At 68.0% G+C, this 19567-nt stretch carries 17 protein-coding genes; 10 read left to right on the top strand and 7 right to left on the bottom strand.

Annotated elements, in window-relative coordinates:
- The 7 genes from ABDJ85_RS12940 to ABDJ85_RS12910 all read left to right on the top strand — a co-directional run bounded on the left by ABDJ85_RS12940 (window position 1) and on the right by ABDJ85_RS12910 (window position 7697).
- Window positions 1–1119, top strand: a complete 1119-nt coding sequence (locus ABDJ85_RS12940; RefSeq protein ID WP_347705194.1) for an acyl-CoA dehydrogenase family protein — start codon at window positions 1–3, stop codon at window positions 1117–1119.
- A gap of 26 nt (window positions 1120–1145) precedes the next feature.
- Complete coding sequence (locus ABDJ85_RS12935; RefSeq protein WP_347705193.1) at window positions 1146–1706, top strand: DUF3617 domain-containing protein; 561 nt, start codon at window positions 1146–1148, stop codon at window positions 1704–1706.
- Between the two features lie 2 nt (window positions 1707–1708).
- Window positions 1709–2416, top strand: a complete 708-nt coding sequence (locus tag ABDJ85_RS12930) for a pseudouridine synthase (RefSeq protein WP_347705192.1) — start codon at window positions 1709–1711, stop codon at window positions 2414–2416.
- Between the two features lie 24 nt (window positions 2417–2440).
- Window positions 2441–3457, top strand: coding sequence for a bifunctional riboflavin kinase/FAD synthetase (locus tag ABDJ85_RS12925; RefSeq protein WP_347705191.1), 1017 nt, complete (start codon window positions 2441–2443; stop codon window positions 3455–3457).
- A 73-nt stretch (window positions 3458–3530) separates the two neighbouring features.
- A complete protein-coding gene (gene ileS, locus ABDJ85_RS12920) occupies window positions 3531–6371 on the top strand; it encodes an isoleucine--tRNA ligase (protein WP_347705190.1) in 2841 nt (946 codons plus the stop codon).
- Window positions 6371–6865, top strand: a complete 495-nt coding sequence (gene lspA / locus ABDJ85_RS12915; protein ID WP_347705189.1) for a signal peptidase II — start codon at window positions 6371–6373, stop codon at window positions 6863–6865. The genes ileS and lspA overlap by 1 nt, the downstream gene beginning before the upstream one ends.
- Complete coding sequence (locus ABDJ85_RS12910; protein WP_347705188.1) at window positions 6849–7697, top strand: DUF2189 domain-containing protein; 849 nt, start codon at window positions 6849–6851, stop codon at window positions 7695–7697. Before lspA ends, ABDJ85_RS12910 begins: the two co-directional genes overlap by 17 nt.
- Before the next feature lies 1 nt (window position 7698).
- Here ABDJ85_RS12910 and ABDJ85_RS12905 read toward each other — a convergent pair whose 3' ends face one another.
- Complete coding sequence (locus ABDJ85_RS12905; protein WP_347705187.1) at window positions 7699–8511, bottom strand: MipA/OmpV family protein; 813 nt, start codon at window positions 8509–8511, stop codon at window positions 7699–7701.
- A 47-nt stretch (window positions 8512–8558) separates the two neighbouring features.
- Between ABDJ85_RS12905 and ABDJ85_RS12900 the strand changes: the two genes are divergently transcribed.
- Entirely contained in the window at window positions 8559–9527 is a 969-nt protein-coding gene (locus ABDJ85_RS12900; protein WP_347705186.1) for a tripartite tricarboxylate transporter substrate-binding protein, read from the top strand.
- Here ABDJ85_RS12900 and ABDJ85_RS12895 read toward each other — a convergent pair.
- Window positions 9477–10766, bottom strand: coding sequence for a YihY family inner membrane protein (locus ABDJ85_RS12895; protein WP_347705185.1), 1290 nt, complete (start codon window positions 10764–10766; stop codon window positions 9477–9479). The genes ABDJ85_RS12900 and ABDJ85_RS12895 overlap by 51 nt on opposite strands.
- Window positions 10767–10785: 19 nt before the next feature.
- Between ABDJ85_RS12895 and ABDJ85_RS12890 the strand changes: the two genes are divergently transcribed.
- Together ABDJ85_RS12890 and ABDJ85_RS12885 are read left to right on the top strand one after the other, a co-directional pair.
- The gene (locus ABDJ85_RS12890; protein ID WP_347705184.1) at window positions 10786–11169 is read left to right on the top strand and encodes a DUF2069 domain-containing protein; all 384 of its coding nucleotides are present in this window, start codon (window positions 10786–10788) and stop codon (window positions 11167–11169) included.
- A 3-nt stretch (window positions 11170–11172) separates the two neighbouring features.
- Entirely contained in the window at window positions 11173–12579 is a 1407-nt protein-coding gene (locus tag ABDJ85_RS12885; RefSeq protein ID WP_347705183.1) for an FAD-binding oxidoreductase, read from the top strand.
- On the opposite strand, the gene ABDJ85_RS12880 is transcribed toward ABDJ85_RS12885, so the two are convergent.
- The 5 genes from ABDJ85_RS12880 to nuoN all read right to left on the bottom strand — a co-directional run bounded on the left by ABDJ85_RS12880 (window position 12557) and on the right by nuoN (window position 19567).
- Window positions 12557–15769: an efflux RND transporter permease subunit gene (locus tag ABDJ85_RS12880; RefSeq protein WP_347705182.1), complete on the bottom strand. Its 3213-nt coding sequence runs from the start codon at window positions 15767–15769 to the stop codon at window positions 12557–12559. The two genes, ABDJ85_RS12885 and ABDJ85_RS12880, sit on opposite strands and share 23 nt — an antisense overlap.
- Window positions 15770–15787: 18 nt before the next feature.
- Window positions 15788–16990: an efflux RND transporter periplasmic adaptor subunit gene (locus ABDJ85_RS12875; protein ID WP_347705181.1), complete on the bottom strand. Its 1203-nt coding sequence runs from the start codon at window positions 16988–16990 to the stop codon at window positions 15788–15790.
- Window positions 16991–17201: 211 nt separating this feature from the next.
- Window positions 17202–17780, bottom strand: coding sequence for an NUDIX domain-containing protein (locus tag ABDJ85_RS12870; RefSeq protein ID WP_347705180.1), 579 nt, complete (start codon window positions 17778–17780; stop codon window positions 17202–17204).
- A complete protein-coding gene (locus ABDJ85_RS12865) occupies window positions 17767–18078 on the bottom strand; it encodes a DUF2818 family protein (protein WP_347705179.1) in 312 nt (103 codons plus the stop codon). Before ABDJ85_RS12865 ends, ABDJ85_RS12870 begins: the two co-directional genes overlap by 14 nt.
- 7 nt (window positions 18079–18085) lie before the next feature.
- Window positions 18086–19567, bottom strand: a complete 1482-nt coding sequence (gene nuoN / locus ABDJ85_RS12860) for an NADH-quinone oxidoreductase subunit NuoN (protein ID WP_347705178.1) — start codon at window positions 19565–19567, stop codon at window positions 18086–18088.

Here is a 19567-nt window from a genome sequence, read left to right as displayed (position 1 = left end):
ATGGACTTTGACTTCAGCGACGACCAAGAGGCCCTGCGCGCCGCCGTGAGGCGATTTGTCGACAAGGACTACCCGTTCGAGCGCCGCCGCAAGACCGTTGCGACCGGCGGATTCAGCGCCGAAATGTGGCAGGCCCTGGCCGGCCTGGGGCTGACCGCACTTGCGGTACCGGAGGCCCACGGCGGCCTGGGCTGGGGGCCTGTCGAGGCCATGATTGCGATGGAAGAGCTGGGCCGAGGCCTGGTGCTCGAACCGCTCGCACAAGGCGCCTTGATCGCGCCGGCCCTGCTGGCTGCGGGTGCGCCTGAAGTGGCCGCGCAATGGTTGCCACGCATCGCCGCTGGCGACGCCCTCGTGGTGCTGGCGCACCAGGAGCCACGCGCACGCCACCGCCTCACCGCTGGGCAGACCCAAGCGCGCGAGCAACGCCTGACCGGCCACAAGAGCCTGGTACCCGCCGCCGCCCATGCGCAGGCCTTCCTGATTCCCGCGCTGGATCTCGAATCGCCAGCGAGCACCTCGCTTTATCTGGTGCATCGCGAGTCGCCGGGACTCAGCTTGCGGCCCTATGCCTTGCATGACGGCAGCAGTGCCGCCGAACTGCATCTGGCCGACACGCCCGGCACCCGCATCGCGGGCCCGGTGGCTGGCCAGGCCCTGCTGGAGCTGGCGGCCGACATTGGCATCGCCGCCCAAGCCGCCGAGGCCGTGGGGGTGATGGAGCGCCTGCTCGAACTCACCATCGACTACATGAACACCCGGCGCCAGTTCGGCGTGCCCATCGCCAGCTTCCAGGCCCTGCGCCACCGGGTGGCGGACTGCAAGATGCAGCTGGAGCTCGCTCGGTCCATGAGTTACTACGCCACGCTGCGGCTGACCGACGAACCCGCTGTGCGTCGCCGCGCGCTCTCGCAGGCCAAGGTGCAGCTTGGTCAGTCGATGCGATTCGTCGGCCAGCAATGCACGCAGTTGCATGGCGGCATCGGCGTGACCGACGAGTACCTGGGCAGCCACTTCTTCAAGCGCCTCACGGTGATGGAGCTGCAGTGGGGCGACACCCTCCACCACCTCGGTGAAGTGAACCAGCGCATGCTCGACACTGCGGGCGTTTTCGCCTGACACTGTCTCTTTTGCCGGAGCCCGCCATGTTCCTTCGCCGCCCCCACCTGCCACTCGTCTTGCTGCTGCTGACGCCCCTGGCTTGGGCCGACGGCATGAAGCCCGGGCTCTGGGAAATGAAGCAGGCCGCCCAGCTCTCGCCCGAGCGCCAGGCGCAAATGGAAAAGGCCCAGAAGGCCATGGCCAATATGCCCGCCGCACAGCGCCAAATGATGGAGCAGATGATGGCCCAGCGTGGCGTCAGCATGAACCTTGGCGCGGGTGGCGGCAGCATCAGCGTCAAGAGCTGCATCACGCCCGAACAGGCCGCCCGGCATCAAGCGCCGGTCGGGCATGAAGGCCGCTGCACCCAGGACACCAAGCGCGATGGCGCCGTCGTGCGCACGCACTTCGTCTGCACCGACCCGGCATCGGAAGGCGATGCCACCATCAGCTTCAGCAGTGACGAGGCCTTCACCACCCAGGTCCAGGTGCGCCGCGTGTCCGCCGCCGGCAAGCCCGAGACCATGAACCTGCAAGGCGAAGGCCGCTGGCTGGGCGCCGACTGCGGCGACGTCAAGCCTGCCGGTGCTGGCGTCAAGCGCTGATCTTGCGGCTCTCCCAGATCCTCTTCACCCAGGGCTTCGGCACCCGCCGGCTTTGCGCTGGCCTGGTGCAGCACGGCGAGGTGCGCATCGGCGGCCAGGTCGTGGACGACCCCGAGGCTGACTTCGACCCCGAGGGCCTGGTCTTCGAGGTCGGCGGCCAGTCCTGGCCCTATGCCGAGAAGGCGCTGATCCTGCTGCACAAGCCGGCGGGCTTTGAGTGCTCGCAAAAACCCAAGCACCACCCCAGTGTGCTGTCCCTGCTGCCGGCACCGCTGCGCGAACGTGGCGTGCAGCCCATCGGGCGGCTGGACGAAGACACCACCGGCCTGCTGCTCTTGACCGATGACGGCAGCCTGATCCACAAGCTCACCTCGCCCAAGCACCATGTGCCCAAGGTCTATGAGGCGCGTTGCAAGCATGCGCTGACGGAAGAGGCCGTGGCGCAGTTGCGCCACGGCGTTGACCTGCACGAACCCGGTGGCCGCAGCGAGCATGTGGTGGCGGAAGGCGCCGAGATGGCCGACGAACACCTGCTGCGCCTCACGCTCGTCGAAGGCAAGTACCACCAGGTCAAGCGCATGGTGGCGGCCATTGGCAACCGGGTCGAGGGCCTGCACCGCAGCCGCTTTGGCGCGCTGGCGCTGCCCGCCGATCTGGCGCCCGGGCAGTGGCAATGGGTGCCGTCGCCACGTGCCGTTTGGGGTGACTGACTGGGTGACTGACACAATCCCGCGATGCGAGTTTTCCGAGGCGTCCACCACCCCGAGCTGGCGAGCGCCTGTGCGCTGACCATCGGCAACTTCGACGGCGTGCACCGGGGCCACCAGGCCATGCTGGCGCTGCTGCAGTCCGAGGCCCGGCACCGCGACCTGCCGACCTGCGTGCTCACCTTTGAGCCCCATCCGCGCGACTACTTTGCGGCCAAGCTTGGCAAGCCCGAGATGGCCCCCGCCCGCATTGCCACCCTGCGCGACAAGCTGGCCGAGCTGGAACGCTGCGGCATCGACCAGGTGGTGGTCCTGCCCTTCAACGACGCCCTCGCCTCGCTCCCGGCCCAAGACTTCATCCGCCAGGTGCTGATCCAAGGACTGGGCGTGGGCTATGTGCTGGTGGGCGACGACTTCCGCTTTGGCGCCAAGCGCCTGGGCGACTACGCCACGCTGGACGCCGCCGGCCGCGCCCAGGGCTTTGATGTCGCCCGCATGCTCAGCTACGAGGTGCATGGCCTGCGCGTCAGCAGCTCGGCCGTGCGCGATGCCTTGGCGCGCGGCGACATGACCGCCGCCGCCGCCCTGCTCGGCCGGCCCTATGCGATCAGCGGTCACGTTGTGCATGGCCGCAAGCTCGGGCGCCAACTCGGTGAATCAAGCCCCGGTGCGGCCGACGGCTTCCGGACGCTGAACCTGCGCTTCACGCACGACAAACCGGCCGCCCAGGGCATCTTCGCGGTGCTGGTGCACGGCCTCAGCCCCGAGCCGATTCCCGGCGTCGCCAGCCTCGGCCGCCGGCCCACCGTCGAGGACGCGGGCCGCGTGCTGCTGGAGGTGCACTGCCTCGCGTGGCCCCTGGGGCCGGAGGGGGGCTACGGTAAACTGGCCCGCGTGGAACTGCTGCACAAACTCCGCGATGAAGCCCGCTACGACGGGCTCGATGCGTTGACGGCAGCCATTGCGGCCGACACCGCTGCGGCCCGTGCTTTCCTGGCTGCCCACGCGGCCGAGCGTCGCCAGACCACGCGCGACCGAATTTGACGGCCTCTCGTCGCCGTCCTCCCGCCTCCTGAACCGCTTGCCTCGTCAGGCTTCTCGCGCCTGACCGTCCGCCATGAGCACTCCTGCCAGCACCCCCGACTACCGCGCCACCCTCAACCTGCCCGACACGCCCTTCCCCATGCGGGGCGACCTGCCCAAGCGCGAGCCCGCTTGGGTCAAGGCCTGGGAGGATGGCGGCGTCTACAAGCGCCTGCGTGATGCCCGCTGCGGCGCCCCCAAGTTCATCCTGCACGACGGCCCGCCCTACGCCAACGGCCAGATCCACATCGGCCACGCCGCCAACAAGATCCTCAAAGACATGATCGTCAAGGCGCGCCAGCTCAAGGGCCTGGACGCTGCCTACATTCCCGGCTGGGACTGCCACGGGTTGCCCATCGAGAACCAGATCGAGAAGACCCACGGCCGTGGCCTGCCGCGCGACGAGGTGCAGGCCAAGAGCCGCGCCTACGCGACCGAGCAGATCGACGCCCAGCGCACCGACTTCAAACGCCTCGGCGTGCTGGGTGACTGGGACCACCCGTACAAGACCATGGACTTCGCCAATGAGGCGGGCGAGATCCGGGTGCTCAAGCGACTCTTCGAGCGCGGCTTTGTCTACCGGGGCTTGAAGCCCGTCTACTGGTGCTTCGACTGCGGCTCCTCGCTGGCTGAGTTCGAGATCGAGTACGCCGACAAGCAGAGCCCGGCCGTGGACGTCGCCTTCCTCTGCGCCGAGCCCGACAAGCTGGCCGCCGCCTTCGGCCTGCCGAAGCTGGAGAAGGACGCCTTCACCGTCATCTGGACCACCACGCCCTGGACCATCCCGGCCAACCAGGCGCTCAACCTCAACCCCGAGCTGCCCTATGCGCTGGTGGACACGGCCAAGGGCCTGTTCCTGGTGGCCGAGGCCCTGGTCGAGAAGTGCCTGGCCCGCTGGCAGCTCGAAGGCCGCGTGGTTGCCACCACCGCCGGCAAGCAGCTGGCGATGCTCAAGTTCAAGCACCCGCTGGCGCATGTGGACCCCGGCTTCGATCGCGAGAGCCCCGTCTACCTGGCCGACTACGCCACCGCCGAGGATGGCACCGGCGTCGTCCACTCGGCGCCGGCCTATGGCCTGGACGACTTCCAGTCCTGCATCTCGCACGGCCTGAAGTTCGACGACATCAAGAACCCCGTGCAGGGCAATGGCGCCTACGCGGCCGACCTGCCCCTGTTCGGCGGCCAGCACATCTGGAAGGCCAACCCCGTCGTGGCCCAGGCCCTGCAGGATGCCGGCCGCCTGATGGCGCAAAGCAAGCTCACCCACAGCTACCCGCACTGCTGGCGCCACAAGACGCCGGTCATCTACCGCGCCGCCGCGCAGTGGTTCGTGCGCATGGACGAGGGCGAAGGTCTCTTCACGCAAGACAAGGCCCCGCAGAGCCTGCGCAAGACCGCGCTCGCCGCCATCGAGGCCACCAGCTTCTACCCAGAGAACGGCAAGGCCCGGCTCTACGACATGATCGCCGGCCGGCCCGACTGGTGCATCTCGCGCCAGCGTGCCTGGGGCGTGCCCCTGCCTGTCTTCCTGCACAAGATCACCGGCGAGCCGCACCCCAAGACCATGGAATTCATGGAGCGTGCCGCCCAGCTCGTCGAGCAAGGCGGCATCGAGGCCTGGTCGCAGCTCGATGCGCGCGAGTGGCTGGGTGCCGAAGCCGACGAATACAGCAAGGGCCAGGACATCCTCGACGTCTGGTTCGACTCCGGCTCCACCTTTCAGCACGTGCTCAAGGGCAGCCATGCAGGCAGCGCGCACGCCGAGGGCCCCGAGGCCGACCTCTACCTCGAAGGCCATGACCAGCATCGCGGCTGGTTCCACTCCTCGCTGCTGATCGGCTGCGCCCTGTATGGCCGCGCGCCCTATAAGGGCCTCTTGACCCACGGCTTCGTCGTGGACGGCCAGGGCCGCAAGATGAGCAAGTCGATGGGCAACGTCGTCGCGCCCCAGACCGTGTCCGAGAAGTACGGCGCCGAGATCCTGCGCCTCTGGACCGCTGCCACCGACTACTCCGGCGACCTCGGCCTCGACGACAAAATCCTCGCGCGCGTGGTGGACGGCTACCGCCGCATCCGCAACACGCTGCGCTTCCTGCTCGCCAACACCAGCGACTTCGACCCCTCGCAGTCCGTGGCCGCGAGCGAACTGCTGGAGGTGGACCGCTACGCGCTCGCCCGCGCGTCGCAATTGCAGGCCGACATCCTGGCCCACTACGAGCGCTACGAGTTCCACCCCGTCGTGGCCAAGCTCCAGGTCTTTTGCTCTGAAGACCTCGGCGCTTTCTACCTCGACGTGCTGAAGGACCGGCTCTACACCACCGCCCCGCAGTCGCTCGCCCGCCGCTCGGCCCAAACCGCGCTCTGGCAGATCACGCAAGCCATGCTGCGTTGGATGGCGCCTTTCCTCAGCTTCACGGCCGAGGAGGCCTGGACGCTAGTCGGCAAGAGCGAGAGCATCTTTACCGAGACGTATTGGGACTTTGGACAAGTCGATGCCTCGTTGCTGGACAAGTGGTCTCGCATCCGCGAGGTTCGCGACTTGGCAAACAAGCAAATCGAAGCAGTTCGAACGACGGGCGCCGTCGGCGCATCGCTCCAAGCTGAAATCGAGATCGCGATCCCAGAAAGCCATGCGGATCTGCGCACTGCCCTTGAAAGCCTGCGCGACGACCTGCGCTTTGTCTTCATCACCTCGGCCGCGCGCCTGGTTGCGGGCAGCGAGTTGGCCGTCGCCGTCACCCCCAGCCCCCACGCCAAGTGCGAGCGCTGCTGGCACTACCGCGAGGACGTGGGCAGCAACCCGGCCCACCCGGGCCTGTGCGGCCGCTGCGACAGCAACCTGCACGGCGCGGGCGAAACCCGGCGGGTGGCCTGATGGCGACCAAGGGCAAGGCGGGGGGCTTCAGCCTCGGGCCGTGGCTGATGATCGCGGCCATCGTCATCCTGGCCGACCAGTTCACCAAGGTGCTGATCGTGGGCAGCCTGACGCTGGGCGAGGTGCGGCCTGTCACGGCCTTCTTCGACATCGTGCGCGCCCACAACTACGGCGCCGCCTTCAGCTTCCTTAACCATGCAGACGGCGCCCAGCGCTGGTTCTTCCTGGGACTGGGCGTGGTGGCGGCAGGCTTCATCGTGTGGCTGCTTCGCAAGCACGCCGGGCAACGGCTCTTTTGCTGGGCGCTGAGCCTGGTGCTGGGCGGCGCGCTGGGCAATGTGCTGGACCGCATCTGGCACGGCTATGTGGTCGACTTCGTCCAAGTCCATTACGCGGGCTGGTATTTCCCCGCTTTCAACGTGGCAGACAGTGCCATCACCATCGGCGCCATCCTCCTGATCCTGGATGAGCTGCGCCGTGTCCGACGCTCCTGACCCCACGCCTGAAGTCCCGGCCGTCTACCAACCCTATGTGCCCGAGCCCAATGTCAGCGCGGGCCCACTGCTGAACCGGCTCTCCCTCGCAGCACCCTTTGGCTGGCTGCGGCAGGGCTGGCAAGACCTGTGGCGCGCGCCCAGCGTCAGCCTCTTCTTCGGGGTCTGCTTCTTCGTGATGGGGCTGGCGGTGCTGCTGGTCTTCAAGCACGCGCCGCTCTACACCCTGGCCTTGTGCGCCGGCTTCCTGCTGCTGGGGCCCTTCCTGTGCCTGGGGGTCTATCAGGTGAGCCGGCGGCTGGAGCGCGGCGGCGTGCCCACGCTGGACGACGCCATGGGCGCCTGGATGCCCCGCATCGGCCAGATCGCCATCTTTGGTGCCGTGCTGCTGGTGCTGGAGATGCTGTGGGGCCGGGCATCGCTGGTGGTGTTCGCGGTCAGCTTCCAGGGCATGCCGGACTTTGCCGGCTCCATCCAGAAGCTGCTGGACCCGCAGAACCTCAACTTCATCGTCGCCTACCTGACGGTGGGCAGCATCTTTGCCGGGCTGATCTTCGCCTTCAGCGTGATCGCCATGCCCATGCTGCTGGACCGCGACACCGATGCCGTGACGGCCGGCCTGGCCAGCTTCAAGCTCTGCCTGACCCAGCCGGTGGTGATGTTCGTCTGGGGCGTGCTGATCACCAGCCTCATCGTGCTGGCGATGCTGCCCTACTTTGCGGGCCTGCTGATCGTGGGGCCCTGGGTGGGGCACGCCACCTGGCATGCCTACCGTGCGGCGCTGGCGACCGATGCCGCGCCAGAGTCCGTCACGGCGCCAGGCGCGCTCTGACTCAGTTCCGCCAGGCGATTCCCATCGTCAGCGAAGCCGCATTGCGGCGTTCGGTCAGCGGGCTGGCCGCTGCGGGCCCGAGCAGGCGGCTCACGCCCGTGGACCCAAAGGCCAGCCAATGCGGCGCCAGGCGGTGCGTGAACCCCACGCCCGCATAGGTGGACCGCAGACCCGCACCGGGCTCATACGCCGGCCGACCTGAAGCAAGGCTGCCCGCCGCATCGATGCCGAAGTAGCTGCGCATGTTCTGCGCATTGGCCGCCGATATGCCGCCGCTGGCCGTCCACTCGGTGTCGTGTGAGCGATAGAAGCGCCAGCTCAGGTCCACCCCGCCGGTCAGGCCGCCATTGCGGCCCAGCAGGTCCTGCGAGGCGCCGGTAGTCAGCGCCCAGTCTGGGGCCAGCGCATAGGTAACGGCGAGCCGGGCGCGCAGCGTGCGGCGCACATCGGGCAGGCCCTGGGTGGTGCGGGCCTCGCCGCTGTCACGGCCGCTGTCAAAGCGCATCGCGAGGTTGACGCGCCAGGGGCCCTTGTTGAGCAGCTCGGTGCTGGCGCCCGGGCCGGCACCGCCGCGCCCGAAGCCCAGCAGTGAACTGCTGCCCGAGGTGCTCAGCCGCCAGCGGCCCCACTGCAGGGCCCACAAGGGCTTGAACTTGAGCGTGTAGCGGGCAGCGCCGTCGTACTCGGGCCGCTCCACGGCGCCGACACCCAGCAGGTAGCGCAGCGGTGGGTCCGAGGGCTCTGGCGGGTTGGCAGCCGGCTGGGCCGCAGCCACGCCAGACATCAGGACCAAGGCACTGAGGACGAGCTTCATGCGGCAAGCGTAGCAGCCCGTAGACTCATGGCAAAAGGAGCCCCCACATGCTTGACCGCCGCACCAGCCTTCTCGCCCTTGCCTCTTTGGCCGCCCTTGGCCCCCTGCCCGCCCGTGCCAACAACGGCGCTCCGCTGCGCCTGCTGGTGGGCTTCCCGCCCGGCGGCGGCACGGACGCCATCGCGCGCGTGCTCGCCGAGGCGCTGCAGCCACTGCTCGGCCAGACAGTCATCGTCGAGAACAAGCCCGGCGCGGGTGGCCAGCTCGCCGCCCAGGCCCTGAAGGCGGCCGCGCCTGATGGCAACACCCTCTTCCTGAGCCACGACCACAGCATCTCCATCCTGCCGCTGACGCTCAAGAACCCGGGCTTCAACCCGCAGCAGGACTTTGCCTATGTGGCTGGCTTTGCCACCTTTGCCAATGCCGTGGCGCTGTCTGGCGGCACGCAGGCGAGCAACTTCAAGGACTATGTCGCCCTGCTCAAGCGCCAGGGCGGCCGGGGCAATGTGGGCATCCCGGCGGCCGCGTCGGTGCCAGAGTTCCTGGTCAAGACCTTTGGCGAGAAATTCGGCCTGGAGCTGGTGGCCGCGCCCTACCGCGGCAGCGCACCGATGCTGCAGGAGATGATGGGCAACCAGATCGGCGCGGGCGTGGGCTCGGTGCCCGACTTCATCACCGCGCACCGCGACGGCAAGATCCGCATCGTGGGCGTGATGGGCCGCGAGCGCCAGGGCGTTGTGCCCGAGGTGCCGACCTTTGGCGAACTGGGCCTCAAGGGTTTTGAAGAGCTGCCCTACTACGGCCTCTTTGCGCCGGCCGGCACGCCGGCTGCCGTGCAGCAACGCATCTCGGCCGCGCTGGCCAAGGTGCTGGCCGATCGCTCGGTCTACGCCCGCCTGACGGCCCTGGGCCTGTCGGTCGCGCATGTGCCGGGCGAGGAACTGGCCCGCCGCGAGCGCGCCTACTCAGCCACCTGGGCCGGCATCATGAAGGCGGCTGGCTTCAAGCCCCAGTAAGTCAGACAGCTTGAGGCGCTCCCAGTCGCTGCGGCGCCAGAGCTCCTCGCGCACGCCCTGCCGCTCCAGCAGCAGGGCGCCGATCAGCGGTGCCACCGGTGTCTCGGTGGGGTCGCCCAGCAGCACCAGGCGCTGGGCGCCTTCTTCTTCGAGCCGGCCGATCAGGTCGAGGCCGACCAGGGTCTCCAGCACCGGGCTGAGTTGCAACGGGTCCACCCGCAACGCATAGGCCAGGCGCAGTTGGCTCAGGCCCTGGCCGCCGCGCTGGCGGGCCGCCCACAACGCGCGCAGGGCCTCCAGCGCCACGGCGAAGGGCTGGCCCGGCGTGGCGGGCCGCAGGTGCAGCCGCCCCATCAGGGCCGGCGCATTGGCCGCCAGGATGGCGCCGAGCAGCACGATCACCCAGCCCAGGTAGATCCAGATCAGGAAGATGGGCACGGTGGCAAAGGCGCCGTAGACCGTGGAGAGCGTGGGCACCTTCTTCACATACCAAGCCAGCAAAGCCTTGGCGATGGCGAACCCAAGGCCCACAAAGGCGCCGCCGATGAAGGCATGGCGCCAGCGCACATGGGTGTTGGGCACGTAATGGAAGAGCCCGGCGATGGCGGCCGCCAGCAGCAGCACCTCGGCGCCGTCGAGCACCGTGGACAGCCCGCTGGGCAGACGATCCAGATAGCCTTGGCTGGCGCTGATGGCATAACTGGTGCCCGTCAGGCTCGCGCCCAGCACTAAGGGCCCGAGGGTGAGGGCCGCCCAGTAGACGAGCACGCGCTGGGCAATCGGCCGGGGCCGCGTGACGCGCCAGATGCTGTTGAGCGTGCGGTCGATGGTGAGCATCAAGGCCAAGGCCGAGACGACAAGCAGGATCAGGCCCACCGCGCCCAGCCGATTGGCCTTGGTGGCAAACAGCGTGAGCGACGCCAGCACCGGCTTGGCGATGTTGTCGGGGATCAGGCTCTTGAGGAAGTACTCCTGCAGCGCGCCCTGGAACTTGCTGAACATCGGGAAGGCGGTGAAGAGCGCCAGCGCCACCGTCAGCAAGGGCACCAGGGAGATGAGGGTCGTGAAGGTCAGGCTGCCGGCCGTGAGGCCGAGGCGCTCCTCGCGGAAGCGCTGGCGGAAGGTGGCCAGGGTCTGCATCCACGGCCAGGCCAGCAGGTCGGCCAGGAAATTGCGTGCAAAGACGACCGGATTGCGCGACAGCGGCCGCTCGGCGGCATCGGAAAGAGCTTCAGGCATGGCTTCTATGATGCCAGCCATGTTGCCCGACCCCAGCCCCCGCACCCAGGCCAGCGCGGCGGAGCGCCTCTCGCGCAGCCTGACGCTGGGCGGCGTCTTGGCGCTGTTTGCCTTGTGCCTGGCCTGGGAGGCCTGGCTGGCGCCCACCGGGCGCGGCACGCTGGCCGTCAAGGCTCTACCCCTGCTGCTGCCGCTGGCCGGGCTGTGGCGCTACCGGCTCTACACCTACCGCTGGGTCAGTCTCTTTGTGTGGCTCTACGCCACTGAGGGCCTGATGCGCATGGGCGCCGAGCCCGGCATCGGCCGCTGGCTGGCGGTGGGCGAGGTGATCCTCAGTGTGCTGATCTTTGTTGGCTGCTCGATGCAGGTGCGCCAGCGCCTGGGAGCAGCCAAGGCAGCCTGAGCCATGCCGACGCCCTTCCATCAAGCACTGCGCGCGCTCCTGGGCCCCAAGGGCGCCCTGCCGGCGGATGGGCTCTCCAGCTACGAGACCGACTGGCGCAAGCGTTACCCGGGCCGCGCCATCGCCGTGGCCCGCCCGGCGACAACTGAAGAAGTGGCCCGCACGGTGCAGCTGTGTGCCGAGTGGCGCGTGCCCATCGTGCCGCAGGGCGGCAACACCGGCCTCGTGGGCGCCTCGACGCCCGATGACACCGGCACCCAGCTGGTGTTGAGCCTGCAGCGTCTGCGCGAGCTGCGCGCCATTGACGCCGACAACCTCAGCCTGACCGCCGAAGCCGGCTGCGTGCTGGCCGACCTGCAGGCCGCCGCCGCCCATGCGAATCTGCTGCTGCCCTTGAGCCTGGCAGCCGAAGGCAGCTGCACCCTGGGCGGCAACCTGGCCACCAATGCCGGCGGCACCCAGGTGCTGCGTTATGGCAATGCGCGCGAGCTGTGCCTGGGTCTGGAGGTGGTGACGCCGCAGGGCGAGATCTGGCACGGCCTCTCGGGCCTGCGCAAGGACAACACCGGCTACGACCTGCGCGACCTCTTCATCGGCAGCGAGGGCACGCTGGGCATCATCACGGCCGCGACGATCAAGCTCTACCCGGCTCCGGCAGCGCGCAGCACGGCCCTGGTGGCATGCCCGTCACTGACCGCCTGTGTGGCACTGCTGCGCCTGGCGCGCCAGCGCCTGCACGACGGGCTGACGGGCTTCGAGGTGATGAACGCCGAATCCATGGCCCTGGTGGGCGAGCAGCTGCCGCAGGTCCCTCGCCCGCTGGGCACGCCGCCGTGGACGGTGCTGATCGAGCTGTCCAGCAGCGTCGGCACAACCGCCGCGCAGACCAGCCTGGAAGCCATGCTCGAAGAAGCGCTGATGCAGGACCTGGCCGACGACGCAGCCGTGGCGCAGAACGTGCAGCAGGCGCGCGGCATGTGGCAGCTGCGCGAGTCCATCCCGCTGGCCCAGGCGCAAGCCGGGCTCAATATCAAGCACGACATTGCGCTGCCCGTCTCGGCCATCCCGGATTTCGTCACGCGCGTCGATGCGCTGGTACTGCGCCATGCGCCCGGTGCGCGGCTGATCGACTTCGGTCACCTGGGCGACGGCAACCTGCACTACAACGTGCAGGCGCCGGTCGGGTCCGACGCGGCGGCCTTTCTGGCTACCTACGAGGCGGCGATCAACGAGATCGTCTACGACGCCGTGCAGCTGGCCGGCGGCTCGATCTCGGCCGAACACGGCATCGGCCGGCTCAAGCGCGAGGAACTGGCGCGGCGCAAGGACCCGACGGCCTTAGGCCTGATGCACGCGATCAAGCGGGCGCTGGACCCGCTTGATCTCTTCAACCCAGGGCGGGTGCTGTAGGCGGGCGGCGGCCAGAGGCCAAACGCACGGCCCACACGAGGCCACGCCACACAGCGCGCAGCAGCACCAGGGTCAACACCGCTTCGACCAAGGTCATCACGAAAGCCCCGAAGGCCGTGAAGCGCGGCGCACGGCGGTGGAACTTGGCAATCGCCCGGTCACGCTTGATCTCAATGCTGTCGTAGAAGGTCGGGACGACCAGCAGCGTGAGCAGCGTCGAGGTGATGGTGCCGCCGATGATGGCAACCGCCATGGGCCGGTAGAACTCGCCGCCCTCACCAATGCCGATGGCCACCGGCAGCATGCCGGCAATCAGCGCGAAGGTGGTCATCAGGATGGGGCGGAAGCGCTTGCGGCCGGCGTGCATCAGGGCCTCTTCGCGGTCGATGCCGGCGGCCTCCTCCTGGCGCGTGGCGTCGAGCAGCAGGATGGCGTTCTTGGCCACCAGACCCATCAGCATGATCACGCCGATCAGGCTCATCAGGTTGAGCGTGCCGCGCGTGAGGATCAGGGCCACCACCACGCCGAAGAGGCTGAGGGGCAGCGAGAGCATCACGGCCAGCGGTGCGCTGAAGCTGTTGAACTGGATGACGAGCACGAAGTACATCAGGGCGATGCCGCTGAGCAGCGCGGTGATCATGGCCGTGAAGACGATCTGCTGATCCCGCGCGGAGCCGGCCAGCTCGATGCCAAAGCCGGGCGGGAAGTCGATGGACTTGGCCAGCTTCTGGGCCTCGGCCGTGATCTCGCCAGGCGAGCGGCCCTGGGCATTGGCGCTGACGGTGATGGTGCGCTTGCTGTCCGCGTGCTGGATCTGGCCCGGGCCCTTGCCCATGGTGACCGTGGCGATCTGATCCAACGGGACCATGCGGTTGGTGCCAGAGACGGCGATGGGCAGGCGCTCGATGTTGGCGGCGTCGACACGGTCAGCCGGGTGCAGGCGCACGGCCACGTCGCGGGCCTCGCCGGTGGGGTCCACCCAGTCGCCCACTTCCACGCCGGCAAAGGCCACGCGCAGCGCCTGAGCGGCGTCGTTGACCGAGATGCCGAGCTGGTTGGCCAGGCCGCGGTCCATTTCGATCTGCAGCTCGTTCTGCGGGTCCTGCTCGGAGTAGCCCACATCCACCGCGCCCTTGATGCCCTGCATGGTCTTGACGAAGGCCTGGGTCAGCTCCTGGAGCTTGCGGGTGTCGGTGCCGTAGAAGCGGATCTGGATGGGTTTCTGGGCGCCGTTGTTGAGGTCGTCGAGCACCACGTACTCAGCGCCGACCAAGCGGCCCAGACGCTCGCGCAGGTCCTTGGCAACCTCAGCGGCCGAGCGCTTGCGGGCCGTGCTGTCGCCGATGTCCACATAGACGCGGCCCCCGCTGGCATTGGGGTAGGCCGAGGTGGCCTTGGTCTCGGGCATGGTGGAGGCCAGCGCAGCGGCAGCGTCGAGCTTGAGCTTGGCGTAGTCAAGGCTGCTGGACGCAGGAGCGCGCACCTCGACGGCCAGGAAGCCGGCGTCCGCCTGTGGCAGGAAGCTGGAGCCCCCGGCCACGATCTGCAGGCCGATGGCCGCAAAGAAGCTGGCCACGGCAAAGGCCGTCATCCAGCGCCGGTGGTGCAGTGCCCAGGCGATGACATGGCCGTAGCTGTTGGCCACGCCGTCGAACCACTCGTTGAAGCGGTGCAGGACCTTGCTGATCCCGCGCTTCTCGGCATGGTGATAGCCCGGTGGGTCGCCCCAGTAGGCGGAGAGCATGGGGTCGAGCGTGAAGCTGATCAGCAGCGACACGATGACCGAGGCCACCACGGTCAAGGCGAAGGGTTTGAACCACTGGCCGGGGCCATTGCCCATGAAGGCCACAGGCACGAACACGGCCACGATGGCAAAGGTGGTGGCAGCCACGGCCAGTCCGATCTCGGCCGTGCCTTCACGGGCGGCGGTGACGCGGTCGCTGCCGCGCTCCATATGCCGCACGATGTTCTCTCGCACCACGATGGCGTCGTCGATCAGCACGCCGATGGCGAGCGACAGGCCGAGCAGGCTCATGAAGTTGAGCGAGAAGCCCATCAGCCACACCGCGATGAAGGCCGCCAGCACCGAGGTGGGCAGGCTGAGCGCGGTGATCAAGGTGGAGCGCCAGCTGTTGAGGAAGGCATAGACCACGAAGATCGTCAGCCCGGCGCCGAAGAACAGTGCGTGCGTGACGTTATGCAGGCTGTTCTCGGCGTCCTTGCCGCCGTCCTGGGTGATGTCGAGGATGGTGCCTTCGGGCAACTCCTTCTTGATCTCATCGACGAGCTTGCGGGCTTCGTTGGCCACGGCGACGGTGGACGCATCGCGCGAGCGGGTGATGTTCAAGCCCACATTGGGCCGGCCATTGCGCAGGCTGTAGCCGGTCATCTCGGCAAAGCCGTCCTTGACCTCGGCCACCTGACCCAGGCGCACGACATCGGTGCCACGGCGCTTGATGACCATCTGCTCGAACTCGGACGGGCTTTCCAGCCGGCCCAGCAGGCGGATGCTTTGGTCCTCCAGCTCGCCACGCACCTTGCCCACCGGCGCGGTGGTGTTCTGGGCGCGCACGGCATTGGTCACCTCGGTGACCGAGACACCGAACTCGCGCAGCTTCTCGGCGCGCAGCAGGATGGACAGCTCACGACGCAGCGCGCCGTTCACGTTGACGACTGACACGCCGGGGATGCCACGGAAGCGCTCGGCCAGTTGGTCCTCGGCCATGCGGCTGAGTTGCGCGTGGCTTTGCTTGCTGCTGGACAGCGAGAGCTGCAGGATGGGCTGGGCACCCGGGTCGGCCCGGTTGATGATGGGCTCGCGAATCTCGGTGGGCAGCTTGTAGCGCACCGAGGCGATGGCGTTGCGCACCTCGTCGGCGGCTTCGATCATGTTCTTCGAGAAGTCGAAGAACAGGACGATGGTGGCACTGCCCTCGCGCGAGGTGGACTGCGAGCGGTCCACGCCCGAGATGCTTTGCAGCGCCTTCTCGATGCGGTTGACGACCTCACGCTCGACGGTCTCGGGAGACGCGCCGGGGTAAGGGATGTTGATCACGAGCACCGGCGGCTCGACCTCGGGGAACTGGTTGACCTTGAGCTTGGACAGCGCCAAGAGGCCCACCAGCATCAGCCCGATGATGACGACGACGGTCGCCACGGGCCGGCTGATGCTGAAGTTGGAGAGGAACATGCGTGTCTCCTTGCGGGCTTACTTGCTGGCGGCAACGACCGGCGCGGCGGCCACGCCCGAGGCGGCGCCGGAGCCTGGCTTGACGCGGACCACGGCGGCGTTGTCGCTGAGGCTGCCGGTGGGTGCGCGCAGCACTTCATCGCCCAGGGCCAGGCCCGAGCTGATGACCACCTCACCCCGGCGCTCGTCGCGTTCACCCAGGGTGACGTTGACCTTCTTGAGCTGGCTGCCCGCGATCTTCCAGACAAAGGCGCTGTCGCCCTGGCGCTGGACCGACCCTTCAGCCAGCACCAGCGCGCGACGGTCGGCGCTCTCGACACGGCCTTCGGCGTACAGGCCGGCCACCTGCGGCGCCTTGGCCGGTTGGTCGAAGCTGGCGATCAGCTCGACCTGGCGGGTGGTGGCATTGGCAGCGGCGTCGATGCGCGCCAGCTTGCCGCGGTACTCGACATCGCCAAAGCCATTGACGCGGAACGAGACCGCCTGGCCGATCTTGAGTTCGCCCAGCCGGTCGGCCGAGACCTGACCCTCGAAGCGCATGGAAGCGGGGTCGATGACCTTGACCAGTTCGCGGCCGACCTGGACGGTGTCGCCGACCGAGACCTTGCGCTCGCTGACCACGCCGTCGAACGGCGCCCGCACCTCGGTGCGCGAGACCTGCTGGCGGGCGGTGACGACACGTGCCTTGGCAGCGGCCAGCTCGCTCTGGGCCGAGTTGCGGCGCACTTCGGCGTCTTCCAGGGCTTGCATCGAGGTCATGCCCTGCTGGTTGAGGGTGCGCTGACGGGTCAGCACGCGCTCGGTCTGCTCGAAGCTTTGCTGGGCAGCGCGCAGGGCTTCTTCGGCCGAGGTGAGGCTGTCGCGGATGGCGGTGGCGTCGAGGCGGATGATGAGGTCGCCCTGGCGCACGCGCTCGCCGTTGTCCTTGGCGACCTGCAGCACGATGGCGGCCACTTCGGCGCGCAGGTCGGCCCGGCGTGCCGGCTGGATGGCACCGGTGATGACTGGAGCGCCGATCAGGCCACTCTGGGTCACGGCCCGAACGTCTTCAGGCGCAATCAGCAACGCAGGCTTGGCCTTGACGTCCTTGTCGGCGGCGGCGTCCTTCTTGCCGCCACCACAGGCAGCAAGCGCGAGCGCCACGGTCACGGCGATGGCCCACGGACGACCGCGTCCGGCAAAGGGTTGGGGCTGGCTTCTCACCAGGGCGGTAAGCGTCATGGGCTTGACTCCGGAATTGGCGGCCGAGGCAGGGAATGCGGCCGAGGCAGGATGTTGGGAGATTAGCGCTCAGTCGTGTCAGCGACAGAGGTCACGGGCGGCATTTTCCAGGTTTGACCAGCGCTTTCGGCGCGATGCGACCAGCGGGGCGCAATGCGGGATGAGTTGCAGCCCAGGCGGACTGAACGGCGCCGGCCGGCGCGCCGACCGATCAGGTCTTGAACCAGTTCAGCGCCCACTCGCCGCGCTGCCAGCGTGAGAGCCAGAGCAGACCGATCAGGGTCTTGGCGTCCGTGACGCGGCCGTCCGCGCACATCGCGTCGAGCTCCGCCACCGAGAGCTGCGCGAGTTCGAGGAACTCGCCATCGTCCAGATGCTGGCGTCCGGCGGTGAGCCCGCGCGCGAAGTAGATCTCGATGCCTTCGTCTGAGTAGGCGATGGCGTTGTGGAGCACGCCGGCATGCGCCCATTCGCGTGCGCGATAGCCGGTCTCTTCTTCGAGTTCGCGCACGGCACAGTCAAAGGGCGGCTCGCCGGCATCCAGCTTGCCGGCCGGGAACTCCAGCATCACGCGGCCCATGGGGTAGCGGTACTGGCGCTCCATCAGCAGGCGGCCATCGTCGAGAAGCGGCACGATCATGACCGCACCCGGGTGGCGGATGAACTCGCGTGTCGCGACCTTGCCATCCGGCAGTGCCACCTGGTCACGCTGGACGTGCAGGAAGTTGCCTTCGAACACGGTCTCGCTGCGCTGGCAGCGCTCGATGAGGTGGTCGTCAGGACTCGGCATGGGGGTGCCGGCGCAGATAGCGCCACACAAAGCCAGGGAAGCCCAGGGTCACGAACAAGCAGGCCCCTGCGGCATAGAACTCCCAGCCTTGGGGCACCCGCTGCCCGATGCGGGCCTCGGCAAAGGCCCCGACACCGTAGGTGAGCACGGCCATCAGCACCAGCTCCAACACACGCCAGCCGGCGGCCTTGGGTGCGCGGCAAGGGCCGACGATGAGGAGGCGCTCGGTCAGATAGGGCAGGTTCGCGGCCAGCACGGCCACGATCAGCACTGCAACGATGGCCGTGCCTTGGTCCACCCGTGGATCAAGACGCGAGCGCGCGCACGATGGCCTGGGCGCACAGCGCCATCAGGCCGCCGGGCAGCAGGCCGAACACCAGCACGGCGGCGCCATTGAGCGACATGACGAAACGAACGTCAGCGGGCGCCGTGATGGCGGCGGTGTCGGTCGGCTCGTCAAAGTACATGACCTTCACGACGCGCAGGTAGTAGAAGGCGCCAATCAGCGAGATGACCACGGCGAAGACGGCCAGCTGGACATAGCCGGCCACGCCGGTGGCGACCAGGGCTTGCAGCACGGCGAGCTTGGCGTAGAAGCCGACCATCGGCGGCACACCTGCCAGCGAGAACATGAACATCGTCATCACGAAGGCGAACCAGGGGCTGCGCTTGGCGAGGCCAGCGAAGTCCTTCAGCTCTTCAGCCTCAAAGCCCTGGCGCGACAGCAGGATGACCATGCCGAAGGTGCCCAGCGTCGTCATCACATAGGTGACGACATAGAACATCGCCGAGCTGTAGGCATTGGTGGCCGACAGGGTGTTGTCATTGACCACGCCGCAGCACATGCCCAGCAACATGAAGCCCATGTTGGCGATGGTCGAGTAGGCCAGCATCCGCTTGATGTTGGTTTGCGCAATGGCGGCGAGATTGCCGATCAGCAGCGACAGCACCGACAGCACGATCAGCATCTGCTGCCAATCGACAGCCAGCCCGATCATGCCCTCGACCAGCAGGCGCACCGTGATGGCAAACGCAGCGAGCTTGGGGCCACCGCCGATGAGCAGGGTCACGGCCGTAGGCGCGCCTTGGTACACATCAGGCACCCACATGTGGAAGGGAGCGGCACCGAGCTTGAAGGCCAGGCCAGCCACCACGAACACGACGCCAAACACCAGCACGCCCTTGTTGGGCACACCGCCAGCAATCACTTCAAAGACCTTGGGGATCTCCAGCGAGCCGGTGGCGCCGTACATCATCGACAGGCCATAGAGCAGGAAGCCGCTGGCCAAGGCACCGAGCACGAAGTACTTCATCGCCGCCTCGGTGGAGACGGCGTGATCGCGCCGCAGGGCCACGAGCGCGTAGAGCGACAGGCTCATCAGCTCCAGGCCGAGATAGATGACCAGGAAGTTGTTGGCCGCGAGCATGACGTTGATGCCCAGCAGCGAGAACACGCTGAGGATGAAGAGCTCGCCCTTGAGCATCTCGCGGCTGGCCGCGTAGGGGCGCGCATAGACCAGGGTGATCATCGTGGCCACGCAGGCAAAGCCCGCGAGCAAATGCCCCATCGGGTCGGCCACCACCATCTGCTGCATCGCGTAGACGGTCAGCCCGGCGTCGAAGTGGTTGAAGTGCATCAGCGCCGTCAGGGCGAGGCTGAGCTGGGTGAGCCAGTAGGTGGGGCGGCGCTCCGGGTCGGTCACCCAGAGGTCGACCAGGGCGACCAGGCAGCCCATGGCCAGCAGAAAGATCTCGGGGTAGACCGCGAGCCAGTTCATGTCGTTCAT

This window comes from Roseateles paludis (genome assembly GCF_039872745.1).
GTDB lineage: Bacteria > Pseudomonadota > Gammaproteobacteria > Burkholderiales > Burkholderiaceae_C > Pelomonas > Pelomonas paludis.
Note: the sequence above shows the minus strand (reverse complement) of the source record. Positions and strands in the feature narration are given on the sequence as shown.

Excerpts from the sequence above, each read along its gene's own strand:
- nuoN (WP_347705178.1), bottom strand. The coding sequence starts at position 19,567 with ATGAACGACATGAACTGGCTCGCGGTCTACCCCGAGATCTTTCTGCTG.
- ABDJ85_RS12940 (WP_347705194.1), top strand. The coding sequence starts at position 1 with ATGGACTTTGACTTCAGCGACGACCAAGAGGCCCTGCGCGCCGCCGTG.
- ABDJ85_RS12905 (WP_347705187.1), bottom strand. The coding sequence starts at position 8,511 with ATGAAGCTCGTCCTCAGTGCCTTGGTCCTGATGTCTGGCGTGGCTGCG.
- ABDJ85_RS12870 (WP_347705180.1), bottom strand. The coding sequence starts at position 17,780 with ATGCCGAGTCCTGACGACCACCTCATCGAGCGCTGCCAGCGCAGCGAG.
- ABDJ85_RS12875 (WP_347705181.1), bottom strand. The coding sequence starts at position 16,990 with ATGACGCTTACCGCCCTGGTGAGAAGCCAGCCCCAACCCTTTGCCGGA.
- ABDJ85_RS12885 (WP_347705183.1), top strand. The coding sequence starts at position 11,173 with ATGCCGACGCCCTTCCATCAAGCACTGCGCGCGCTCCTGGGCCCCAAG.
- ABDJ85_RS12895 (WP_347705185.1), bottom strand. The coding sequence starts at position 10,766 with ATGCCTGAAGCTCTTTCCGATGCCGCCGAGCGGCCGCTGTCGCGCAAT.
- ileS (WP_347705190.1), top strand. The coding sequence starts at position 3,531 with ATGAGCACTCCTGCCAGCACCCCCGACTACCGCGCCACCCTCAACCTG.
- ABDJ85_RS12925 (WP_347705191.1), top strand. The coding sequence starts at position 2,441 with ATGCGAGTTTTCCGAGGCGTCCACCACCCCGAGCTGGCGAGCGCCTGT.
- ABDJ85_RS12880 (WP_347705182.1), bottom strand. The coding sequence starts at position 15,769 with ATGTTCCTCTCCAACTTCAGCATCAGCCGGCCCGTGGCGACCGTCGTC.
- ABDJ85_RS12900 (WP_347705186.1), top strand. The coding sequence starts at position 8,559 with ATGCTTGACCGCCGCACCAGCCTTCTCGCCCTTGCCTCTTTGGCCGCC.
- ABDJ85_RS12890 (WP_347705184.1), top strand. The coding sequence starts at position 10,786 with ATGTTGCCCGACCCCAGCCCCCGCACCCAGGCCAGCGCGGCGGAGCGC.
- ABDJ85_RS12935 (WP_347705193.1), top strand. The coding sequence starts at position 1,146 with ATGTTCCTTCGCCGCCCCCACCTGCCACTCGTCTTGCTGCTGCTGACG.
- lspA (WP_347705189.1), top strand. The coding sequence starts at position 6,371 with ATGGCGACCAAGGGCAAGGCGGGGGGCTTCAGCCTCGGGCCGTGGCTG.